Genomic DNA, 12180 nt, shown 5'->3' on the forward strand with positions numbered 1-12180 from the left:
AAGATGTTGACAATGATAAAAGTTTATCAATTGACTATTGCCCAAATTATTACAATGACTGTTATTAGTTTATTAATTTTTACTATTATTTTTTTGACATGTTTATTAGTCATATTTAGTTCTTATAAAAATAAACAATTTATGATTTATAAAAATTTACAATATATGCAAAATGTTAATATTAAAGAAAGATTAAATCGTATTAATCAGATTGTACAAGTAAATCAACAGTATACTAATGTTTTAGGAATTTGAATTAGTCGCTATAATCTTTTTTTAAAAAGAGATTTAGATAAAGTTTTTAAAAATTATATGCAGGTTTTGAAATTACAAAAAAATAAAGAATTTTGAAAAGCATATAAGTTAATATATAGAATCAATAATAAGAGTAATAATTTAAAATATTATTTGCAATTATTAACAATTGAAATCGATTATTTTATTAGTATTGACCAATTATTACGTGAATATCAATTATTTTTTAGACAAAATTTTAATTATTTACAAGATCAAACCATTAAACTTAATTTGCAAAATGATCTTAATCCAGAACAACTAGATGAAATTATTAAAATAATTAATGATATGTTTAAAAAATTAGAGACAAATATTAATGCTATTAATATTAGTCAAATTATTACTATTTTAAGTGAAATTGCAATCGCTATTGTAACATTAGCAGAAATTTTAGATAATTTACCAACACTTCGTTATATTATTACATATGATATTGAACAAAAAATGATTTCATTAAAAAATAGATATCAGATCATAAAAATAAATAATATTTTACTTTCACAATATGAACGATTAGTAACAAACATTAATGAAAAATTAAATATTGTTAATAAGCAAATTAATAATTTACAATATAAGAAAGCGAAAGTTAAAACGCAAGAAATATTAAACTTAATTGCTTGCTTTAATGATAAAATTGATAAAGAACAAATATTCTATCGTATTTTTAAACAAAATTATGAAAAATTTTTGGTCATGAATTTTAATTTTAATGAAATATTTCAAAATATTAAAAATGAAATTATTATTTCAAATAAAATTAATTCTAAGATAATAGCAGATGCTAAACTAATTAATTTAGAGAATACTGTTAATAAACAGTTAACTAGTGTTAATCATTTTGATAATTTATTAATTATTGAACATCAAAAAGCAATAAAAACTACTAGTTGTGAAACCTTATTGCTGCTATTAGCAGCATTATTTGAGCATAGTATTGTTGTTTTTAATAGTTTAAAAGAGTATAATAAATTGTTGAATGAACAAAATAAATCAAAACTTAAATTTAAAACTTATGTTGATAAAATTAATTCAATGATGTTGCAAATTGAGAATATTTTAAATAATATTAATTTTTATTATTTAAATGAAGTTTATCAAAAAAAATTTAATGACTTACAGTATTTAATAAATGATACTATTTTAAATTTTAAAAATAATGATTATGATAGTATTGCTTTTAGTAAATTTAATGATTTACAAAATAAAATTTTTCATCTTTATACTGAATTAAAAATAGAAATTATTATTCATAAATTATCACATTTAACTCTTATTTATGCTAATCGTCATCGTTCAATTAATGAACAACTAAATAATAAATTTAATGAAATTGAAAACAATATTAATAATAATCATAATCAAAAAGCATTAACATTATTATTAGAGTTGATGGAATAAATTTAAAAAAGAGGAAAACTAATGGTACCAATTATTATTATTCGTTATGGTGAATTAACAACTAAAAGTAAAAATCGTATTGATTTTATTAAGCAATTAAAAATAAATATTAAGTATGCTCTTAGTGATTATCAAGAAATAAAAATTATTCATTTTCATGATCGAATAGAATTAACTAATTTATCTCTGGCGATAATGAATGATGTTATTAATATTTTAGTGAAAATATTTGGTATTAGTTCGTTGTCACCTGCTTTTAGCATTGATAAAAACATCGAAGTATTATCAGAAAAAGTAATGTCATTATTTTTAAATCAAGATTTAACAAATGCTAAAACATTTAAACTTTTCGTTAGTCGTAGTGATAAAAGTTTTCCTTTAAATTCAGAGCAAATTATTAAAATTATTGCAGCAATGATTTTAAAAAGGACTAATTTAAAAGTTAATGTTATTAATCCCGATTTAAAAATAAATATTAAAGTTAACAAGGAAGATATTTATTTATTTGCAAATAAAATTACTGGTGCCGGTGGTCTTCCCGTAGGTAGTTCTGGTAAAGTATTATTATTATTAAGTGGCGGTATTGATTCACCAGTAGCTGCCTATAAATTAATGAAGCGAGGATTACAAGTTCAATATTTACATTTTGCAACTCCACCTTTTACTTTACCAGCAGCATTAAAAAAAGTAGAAACTTTAGTTCAAATTTTAGCGCCTTATAATGCTGGTAGTAAAAATTTATATATATGTAATTTTACAAATTTACAAAATGAATTAACGCATCTTAAAAAGGAAAATTATCGGATTATTTTAATGCGTAGAATGTTTATTAGAATTGCTAATTTATTTGCCGAAAAATATAAAATTCAAGCATTAGCAACTGGTGAAGCACTTGGTCAAGTTGCCTCGCAAACATTAGCAAGTATTAATGCAATTAACATTGTTGCTACGTTACCAATTTTGCGTAGCTTAATTACTGAAGACAAATTTGATATTATAAATATTGCTAAAAAGATTGGTACTTATAAAACATCAATTTTACCATTTGCTGATTGTTGTTCATTATTTGTGCCAAAAAATCCAGTTACCCAACCAAAAATTAAGGAATGTCAACTTTTAGAAAATGAATTAAAACAATTAATTGATTGAGAACAAATTTTAATAAATACTTTTAATGAAATTGAGAAAAGACTATAAAATAGAACAGTAATTATTTTTGTTACTTCTAACACCTTCATTTTGGAAATCTATGGCATTTGCTTCTTTCACTCAGGAAAATTTTTTCTTTTCTACTCTTTCATTAATTTTATTTAATATTTCATTATTAATTTTTAATTTAAGAAGATTTAAATTTGTTTCTAATGTTTGATATGGGCTTGGGTCTTTAAAATCAATACCAGTTATTGTTTTTTGAACATCATTAGCTAATTCTTGAAGTGTTTTAACGTTTTTATCAGTAGAAATATTAATAAAATTAGGTAATTGCCATTGATATCGTTTTCATTTTTCTTGTTCATAAATTGTATAAGCTAATTTTTCAACTATTTTTGGATAACCATTTTCGGCAGCTATTGTTAACGGTGTGTCACCTTCTTTAGTAACAAAATCAATAATATCAAAATAACGACTATATTTATTTCAAAAGTTATATTTGACAGATAATTGTAAAAAATATTCAAAGTTTGCTATTAAATCATGAGTATTATGTTTAACTAGATAATTAACATTAGCACCATTTGCTATTAAATAGTTAACTATTGCTTCATCACCAATTTTAGCAGCATATATTAATGGAATTTTACCATCTCAAATTCCATTTATATTAGCACCATTTTTTATTAGTTTCTTAATTTTTTTTAAATCTTGGTTTTTAATAGCATTTATTAATTTAAGTTCATTTTTTTTGTTCATAATTTTTCTCCCCCTTTAAGTTAAAAACTCATTTATTTTACCATTAAAGTTTTTCAATTAAATTTGAAAAAATTGTATCATGTAAAAATAAAAAAACTTATTTTTTTAATAAAACACTGAAAATATTATTAGTAATAATAAAAAATTATTTTCAGTGTTTTATTATTTAAATAATAAAAATAATAATTTAAGAATAAGCCAGTAAGAAAAAATGATGTTAAAATTAACTTGTAATATAACTCATTCAAGAATTGTAGGGGATAATATGAAATATATAGTTAATTTAAATGTTCGTTCTAATTATTCATTTCTTTCATCAACTATTAAGATAAGTGATTATATTGAATTTGCTAAAAAGAATAATTTAAAAGTGCTATCTTTGGTTGACAAAAATGTAATGTATGGTGCTTATGAATTTTGTAATTTATGTATAGAAAATGACATTAGGCCATTAATTGGTTTAAACTGCATTTGAGAAAGTGCTACTGATAAAGTTGAATTAACAATTATGGCAACATCATATGCTGGTTATCAACGATTAATGGCATTATCTACTGCTATTAGTACTAATAATAATATTATTAGTACTAATGATGTCAAAAAATATCTTAATGAAACACGTGAAGTTTTAGTTATTATTCATGCTAATAAAAAAAACGTTAGATATATTAAAAATATTTATGATATTTTAAATTCAACAAGTCATGAATTAGTCTATTTTGGTTTAGTACCTAGTGATATGGAAAATATTGCATTGTTTAAATCAATTACATCTAATATTGTTCCAATTGATTTAGTTTTATATTTAGATGAAAAACAACATAGTACTTATCAAATTTTGCAAACTATTAAAGAGCAAAAAACATTAAAAGCAGAAGATTTAGTAAAGAGTAATCAGTTTTTATATAAAACTAAACAAGAATTAGCTAAATATTATCCTAATGATATTATTGAAAACATTGAAAAAGTTATTTGATTATGCAATTTAAAATATCCTAAAAATAAACCACATAATGGTGAATTAAGTTTACCAAAATTTATTTGTCCTGCTAATTTTACTAGTGTTTCATATTTACAAGAATTATGTAAACAAGGATTAGCATGACGTTTTCAAAGTCGTGAAATTCCTGAAACTTATGTTAAAAGAATTTTATATGAATTACAAGTAATTAATGAAATGGGTTTTGCTGATTATTTTTTAATTGTTAATGATTATGTTAAATTTGCCAAGAGTAAAAATATCATGGTTGGTCCTGGCAGAGGTAGTGTTGCTGGTAGTTTAGTAGCTTATGTGTTAGGTATTACTGATGTTGATCCCATTATTTATAATCTAATTTTTGAGAGATTTTTAAATCCAGAAAGAATATCATTACCAGATATTGATATTGATTTTGAAGATATTAGAAGAGATGAAGTTATTAGTTATATTCATCAAAAGTATGGTAAGGAACATGTTGCATATATTGTTACTTTTCAAACAATCGCTAGTAAAATGGCAATTCGTGATTTAGGAAGAGTTTTTGCAATTAATATTGAAGATATTAATGAAATAACAAAATTAATACCAATTGAATATAATTTTGATATTAATATCGCAGTTAAACAATCACCAAAATTAGCTTGGTATGCCAATAAGTATCCATTATTATTTGCTTTAACTAAAGAAATTCTTGGTTTTCCGCGTCAAACTAGTACTCATGCTGCCGGAATTGTTATTACCAAAGCACCATTAGTTACTACTGTTCCATTACAATTAGGATTTCAAGGTATTTATCAAACTCAATTTCCAATGCAAACATTAGAAGTTCTTGGTTTGATTAAAATGGATATTTTAGGATTACGTAATTTAACAATTTTACAAAATATTTTACAACAAGTAAGTGAACACTATTTTTTAAATTTAAAATTATCACAATTACCGTTAAATGATGAAAAAGCTTTTAATATTATTAAGAATGGTGATACAACCGGTATTTTTCAGTTAGAATCTTCAGGAATGCGTCAAATTTTGATGCAAATGAAAGCTGATAATTTAGAAGATATTATTGCTACTTCCTCATTATTTCGTCCAGGACCACAAAAGTATATTGAAGAATATATTAATCGTAAATTAAAAAAACAAAAAGTTACATATCTTCATGAAGATTTAAAACCTTATTTATCATCAACTTATGGCATTATTATTTATCAAGAACAAATATTATTAATTTTACAGAAAATTACTGGTTATTCATTAGGAAAAGCTGATTTAATTCGTCGTGCCATCAGCAAAAAAAATACTGTAATTATGAAAGAACAAGCAGTATCATTTATTAAGAGTGGGATTAATCGAGGTTATTCACCAAAAATTATTAAAAAAATATGAGAAGATATTGAAAAATTTGCTGGCTATGGTTTCAATCGTTCTCATGCTGTTGCCTATTCATTGATTAGTTATTATTTGATTTATCTAAAGGCAAATTATCCATTAGCATTTATGGTTTCATTATTAAGCAGTGTCATTGGTAATGATCAAAAAATGTTACAATATTTAAATGAATGTCAAAAATATCAAATTAAAATTTTGCCACCATCAGTTCAATTTTCTGGTATTGATTTTTTAATTGACAATTCTAAAAAAGCTATTCGTTATAGTTTGCAAGCAATTAGACAAATGAGTCAAGGTACTTGTAGTAATTTAATTAAAGAACGTACCAAGAATGGATTTTTTCAAGATTTTTTTAATTTTTGTGCTCGGGCAATATTTATTGGTTTAAACCGAAAAAATATTGAACATTTAATTGCTGCTGGTGCTTTAGATGAAATTGGACCAAATCGCACAATGTTATTATTAAATTTAGATGCTGGGTTAGATTATGCCCATATGGTACAAGTAAAAGATGAAAATAGTAATGAAATAACATTGAATTTTAATTTAATTGCTAAACCAATTATGTTGCAGCGAGAAGATGATTGAAATAATAATAGCATTAATGAACATCGTGCTTTAGGTCTTTATTTAAAATTTAATCCTAGAATATTATGAAAAGAGCAATTAGATCCTCATAATAAAGCTATTGATTTAGCATATATTAATAATTATGTTGGTCAGCATGTTAGAGTGTATGGCATCATTAATACTGTTAGAGTAATCAGAACTAAAAATAAAAGATTAATGGCTTTTTTTGAAATCCAAAATGATAGTAATGTCATTGAAGTAACTGTTTTTGAAAGGCTATATCAAATATATCAAGAGTATTTGCAAGTTAATAAAGTGATTTTAATGGAAGCAAGAGTAGAAATTTATAAAGATAATATTCAATTAATTTTATCAAGAATAATTAAAAGTTTATCATAAAAAAATAACTAATATTTTTTAGTGTCTTTAATTGCTTAATAATTAAGCATTATTGCCTGCAATAATTATCATCAAAATATCATTAATTATCAGAATTTAATCTTAGTAAGATATTTAGTGATACAAAGATAAGATAATATTTATTAAAATTATCAATTAATTTTGAACAAAAATAAAATTAATTATATAAATTGCATTTTGTTAGCAGTTTAAAAATAAGGACAAAAATTTAATAAATTATTTAATGATTGCTTTAATTTTAGTAACAATAATATCAATAGCTACTGTATTATGAAAATCAAAGGGAATAATAATATCAGCATAACGTTTAGTTGGCTCAACAAAAGCATCATGCATCGGCTTAACAGTTAATGCATATTGTTGTAAAACACTATCAAGACTACGGTTTCTAGACTTAACATCACGATTGATTCTTCTTAGTAATCTAGTATCATTATCAGTGTCAACAAAAATTTTAATAGTAGCTAGTTCACGAATAATAGGATTTTCTAAAGCAAAAATGCCATCCAAAATAATAACATCACCAGGACCAATAATTTCTGTATTTTTACTACGACTATTAATTTTAAAATCATAAATTGGTTCTTCAATTGTATTACCAAGTAATAATTGTTTTAAATCATGAATTAATAATCTCACATCAATCGCATTAGGATGATCAAAATTAGTTTTTTTTCTTTCTTCAGGTGTTAGAATGCTAAGATCATGATAATAATTATCCATTTGTACAAAAACAACATTTTTTTTATTACATGCTTCAGCAATTTTTTCCGCTACCGTTGTTTTTCCAGAGGCACTGCCACCAGCAATAGCAATTAGATTAATTTTTTTATTTTTCATACTTATCTCCTATAAACATAAGATTAATTTATTTTATCAAAATATGCTTGTAAAATAATAGCAGCTGCCAATTGATCTTTAACTTGTTTTCTTTTTTTCTTAGAAACATTATTTTTAATTAGTATTTGCTGTGAAGAATAAGTAGTTCTTCTTTCATCTTGTAAGATAATACTTAGTTTATCATTATTCTCAATTAATTTAAAATTATCAATAAAATTTAAAACAATTTTTGTACTAAGACCTTCAGTACCATCCATATTTAATGGGTAACCAAAAACAAGAATATTCGGTTGATATTCTTTAATTGCATTTTGTAATTGCATAATCGCATTTTTAAAATCATGCTCAGGAAAACGAATAGTTTTTCAAGAAAAAGCAATCTTTCCTTCTCCACAAGCAAGTCCTAATGTTTTACTACCTAAATCAATGCCTAAATACTTCATAATTTTATTATACTTAATATTTTTAATGATTTTAATTTAATATATTTATTTTGTTAGTTATAATATCTTGAAAAATGTTACTAGTAAATTTTATTAATAGGTTTACTAGTAACAAATTAATTTTATTGGCATAATTTTAATTTTATAACAGTTTTAATTGAAAATATTTCAAAAATAATTGTGTTATCTGGAAAAGTAGTTCTCTTAGTTCAACATTCAATTATTTGTTATTTTTTATTTTCATATAATATTTGTTGATATTTGAAAGTAATTCATGAGAATTATTTCTAATTTCAGTTTCATATTATGAGTTGTTATCATTATCTTTTAATTCTTTTGTTTTTCTCCAAATCGTCCAACATTATTTAGTAATTTTTTCTTTTATAAATGTTTCATTGTTTTTTCCTTTCAGTTATAAAAATTTTACTTTTACAAGTAAAATAAAATTTAAAATATATTTTATTAATAGAATTAAATACTTCTAAAAAATATTATTAATTTGTAAGAGTTTAAAAATAGGACAATAAAAAATTACTACTTAATAATTGCAAATAGTATTATTACGTATTTTTTTGATTTTTCCCCAAATCGCTTCTTAAAATTTAAGAAGCGATTATATCTTAGAACTTTTTAAATAAAATACAATAGAATATATTTAATTAAAATTTTATTTTTTGAAAATTTTATACATTAAAAATTTATATTTTATTTAACTAAATTAACATTAATAAATGTATTAATAGTTTATTAATTCTTTCATTACTTTTGATTTTAGTAAAACTATGATAAGATATTTAATATTTATATTAGTTTTTCATTTTAAAGTATTTTTTATTGCTAAAAAGATTTTTGTCTTTGTAGAAAACTAATATAAATATTAAAAGACAATTAATAAAATTATTTAATTTAAATATTTATATTATTTTTTTAGAAAATTAATATAAAAAATAATTATAGAAAAATTGTTTTTTATTTTTGTTAGTGAGTAATGAAAAATAATTTTAACTTATTAGTTGGATTATTAATTTTTACCCTATTAAAAAATTAACGTATAATTAAATTATTAATATTATAAGTTTTAAGGTTTCTTACATTATTTTTTTTGTTTTTAGGAGGAACTATGAAAATTGCTTTTGATGTAATGGGTTCAGATCATGGTAGTTTACCTGCTATTGCTGCAGCGTTAGAAGTTATTAAAGAATTCAAAGAAGTTGAATTTTTTTTAGTTGGCAATGAAAAAGAAATTAATGGAAACTTGCAAATTTTGTTGAAAAATAAACCTTTATCACCAAGAATAACAATATTAGCAACAAGCCAAGTAATAACTATGAATGATGGTCCACTTGCTGGGATTAGGATGAGTAATTCTTCTATGAGTCAAGCAATTCAATTAGTTAAAAATAAAAAAGCAGATGGTATTTTGACTTCTGGTTCAACTGCTGCTTATCTTGGTGCTTGTCATTTTTTATTAGGTGAAATTAAAGGCATTAAACGTCCGGCATTTATGCCAATTATGCCTACTTTAATAAAAGATCGGCAAGTAGTATTATTGGATGTTGGAGCCAATATTGAAAATACTGTTGATGAATTAATAAATTTTGCATTAATGGGACATATTTATTCTCAAACTATTCAAAATATTTCACGACCTAAGATTGGTTTATTGAATATTGGCATTGAAGAAAATAAAGGTCCAGAAGTTACAAAAGCAACATATGCTAAATTAAAACAATTAACACAAAAAAATGAAAAACTTAATTTTTTAAATTTTCACGGTAATATTGAACCACGAAATGTTTTAAATGGTGAAGTTGATATTATTGTTTGTGATGGTTATTCAGGAAATTTAGTTTTAAAGTCAGTAGAAGGTATGGCATCATTATTATTTACACTAATTAAAAATGGTTATAAAAAAAACTTGTGAACTAAGTTCTTAGCTTTGATATCGGTTGGTATTTTTAAAAATATAAAAAAAACATTTGACTATAAAAATACAGGTGGTGCTCAATTAATAGGTATTAATGGCATTGCTTTTAAAGCGCATGGTTCTAGTGATAAAAAATCTTATTATAGTACTTTAAAACTTTTAATTCGTGCTATTGAGCAAGATGTTACTAATAAAATAGCTAAACAAATTCAAGAATTATAATTTATAATAAGTACTAAGGAGAAAAATATGATTAATATTGAACATATTTTAAAGTCAACTATTTTAGAAAAAATTAAATCTAATCGTAATTATCGTGAAGCTTTTACTCATCGTTCCTTTTCAAATGAACATAATTTAGATTATTCATATGAACGATTAGAATTTTTAGGTGATTCAATTTTAGGCGAAAGTATTTCAACTTATATTTGACATTTATTTCCAAATAAAGATGAAGGACAATTAACAAGTTTACGTAGTAAGGCAGTGAGGCAGGAAACATTGGCAGCAGTAGCGATTGCCTTAGGTTTACAAGATTATTTATTTTTAGGAAATGGTGAAAAAAATACAGGTGGTCAACAACGTGAAAGTATTTTATCAGATGTTTTTGAATCATTTCTTGCTGCAGTATATCTTGATTTAGGAAATAGTGCCGTTAAAAAAATTTTAGATTTAACATTATTTGAATTAATTAAGACTAATCAATTGGAAACTATTATTGATTATAAAACTAAATTACAAGAATTAGTGCAAGCAGAAAAGCGTGATCCTATTAATTATAAAACTGTTGAACAAATTAAAAAAGATAATGTTACTTATTTTATTGTTCATGTTTATTTAGATAATAAAATATTAATGGGGAAAGGAGTAGGGACAAATAAAAAGAAAGCTGAACAAGAAGCAGCAAAATCAGCTTTAGCAAAATTATCAAAATCTAATTTATTAGTAAGTGACAGTATAAAGAAGGGATAATCATGTTTAAGTTATTGCGTAATTATATTCGTGAACAGAAAAATAATTTATTACAATTGTTTGGTTTAGGATTTTTGGTAATGATTATGATTATTTCTTTTTTATCATTAAATTTTTCTAATAATTATTTATTTAATCAATATGTTAATGATATTGTTCATAATGAATTTAATCAATATACATATTTTTTACCTATCGAAAATGTTCAATTTAATGGAAAATATAGTGAAGACAATAGTAAAATTGCTTCTTTTTTAAATAATATTAATTATTACAGCAAAGATAACACTATTAATAAAGAAAAAATGGCAAAAGCTACATTTCAATTAACAAAACCATATCTTGCAAGACCTGATATTTACCGTTTTACTTTTCATGGTGGTGCTGATAATAGTGAACAATATTTTGGTATTGGTGATGATCTTTTTAATGCTACTGGTCATGATTATCTTGATTTTAAAATTAAGATTCCTATTAATTATCCAAACTATGATACTCATCAAGCAACGGTACAACAATATACTGATATTATTAATCAATATCTATATGACTCATCACAACCAACAAATGCAACTAATTTCATGATTACTAGTGAGACCGCGCTACAGTTTTATAATGATAATTTTAAAGATAAATTATCATATGCGAAAAGAACTTATCATGAAAACGATATTATTAATCAAGCCCAATTATATGAAATCATGTCAATGGGAATGTTATATCAAAATATTCAATGACAACATGCTATTATGGTTAATGATTTATTAATTACTAGTAAAAATTTTGCTTTTATTGAAACAGGATCTGAATATGTTATTAATAAAGCAATTATTGTTAACGATGGTGGGCCTAGTTTAACAGAAAAAACCATTACAAGATAATGAAATTTTAATTTATAAACGCTTTGCTGAATTAAATAATTTACATCTTGGCCAAACTTATGTCATTGCTGGTCAATCTTTTATTATTCGTGGTTATGCTACCAGTTCTTTAGCAGCGTTTGTTGGACGTTATTTTAATAATTCACTTGA

9 protein-coding genes are annotated in these 12180 nt (G+C 23.2%); 6 read left to right on the forward strand and 3 right to left on the reverse strand.

Annotated elements, in window-relative coordinates:
* Positions 1-3 precede the first annotated feature (3 nt).
* On the forward strand, positions 4-1698 hold the full coding sequence (locus ACQH25_RS01725) for a hypothetical protein (RefSeq protein ID WP_425381533.1): 1695 nt from the start codon (positions 4-6) through the stop codon (positions 1696-1698).
* Positions 1699-1719: 21 nt separating this feature from the next.
* Complete coding sequence (thiI, locus tag ACQH25_RS01730) at positions 1720-2895, forward strand: tRNA uracil 4-sulfurtransferase ThiI (protein ID WP_425381534.1); 1176 nt, start codon at positions 1720-1722, stop codon at positions 2893-2895.
* On the opposite strand, the gene ACQH25_RS01735 is transcribed toward thiI, so the two are convergent.
* Complete coding sequence (locus ACQH25_RS01735) at positions 2890-3609, reverse strand: ankyrin repeat domain-containing protein (RefSeq protein ID WP_425381535.1); 720 nt, start codon at positions 3607-3609, stop codon at positions 2890-2892. The genes thiI and ACQH25_RS01735 overlap by 6 nt on opposite strands.
* A 265-nt stretch (positions 3610-3874) precedes the next feature.
* Between ACQH25_RS01735 and ACQH25_RS01740 the strand changes: the two genes are divergently transcribed.
* The gene (locus ACQH25_RS01740; protein ID WP_425381536.1) at positions 3875-6946 is read left to right on the forward strand and encodes a DNA polymerase III subunit alpha; all 3072 of its coding nucleotides are present in this window, start codon (positions 3875-3877) and stop codon (positions 6944-6946) included.
* 237 nt (positions 6947-7183) lie between these two features.
* Here the strand turns inward: ACQH25_RS01740 and udk are convergent, their stop codons facing one another.
* Together udk and ruvX are read right to left on the reverse strand one after the other, a co-directional pair.
* A complete protein-coding gene (udk, locus tag ACQH25_RS01745; RefSeq protein WP_425381836.1) occupies positions 7184-7813 on the reverse strand; it encodes a uridine kinase in 630 nt (209 codons plus the stop codon).
* Positions 7814-7830: 17 nt separating this feature from the next.
* Complete coding sequence (gene ruvX, locus ACQH25_RS01750) at positions 7831-8250, reverse strand: Holliday junction resolvase RuvX (protein ID WP_425381537.1); 420 nt, start codon at positions 8248-8250, stop codon at positions 7831-7833.
* Positions 8251-9370: 1120 nt separating this feature from the next.
* On the opposite strand from ruvX, the gene plsX reads away from it, so the two are divergent.
* Genes plsX through ACQH25_RS01765 form a run of 3 tightly spaced genes read left to right on the forward strand, consistent with a single transcriptional unit; the run spans position 9371 to position 12030 of the window.
* Positions 9371-10399 carry a phosphate acyltransferase PlsX gene (plsX, locus tag ACQH25_RS01755; RefSeq protein ID WP_425381538.1) on the forward strand — a complete coding sequence of 343 codons (1029 nt, stop codon included), beginning with the start codon at positions 9371-9373 and terminating at the stop codon, positions 10397-10399.
* Positions 10400-10426: 27 nt separating this feature from the next.
* Positions 10427-11149: a ribonuclease III gene (rnc, locus tag ACQH25_RS01760; protein ID WP_425381539.1), complete on the forward strand. Its 723-nt coding sequence runs from the start codon at positions 10427-10429 to the stop codon at positions 11147-11149.
* 2 nt (positions 11150-11151) lie between these two features.
* Positions 11152-12030 (forward strand): hypothetical protein, encoded by an 879-nt coding sequence (locus tag ACQH25_RS01765; RefSeq protein ID WP_425381540.1) that lies wholly within the window; start codon positions 11152-11154, stop codon positions 12028-12030.
* The last annotated feature ends 150 nt before the right edge of the window (positions 12031-12180 follow it).

Origin of the sequence: Spiroplasma endosymbiont of Polydrusus pterygomalis, assembly GCF_964030825.1 — a bacterium.
Taxonomy (GTDB): domain Bacteria; phylum Bacillota_I; class Bacilli_A; order Mycoplasmatales; family VBWQ01; genus Spiroplasma_E.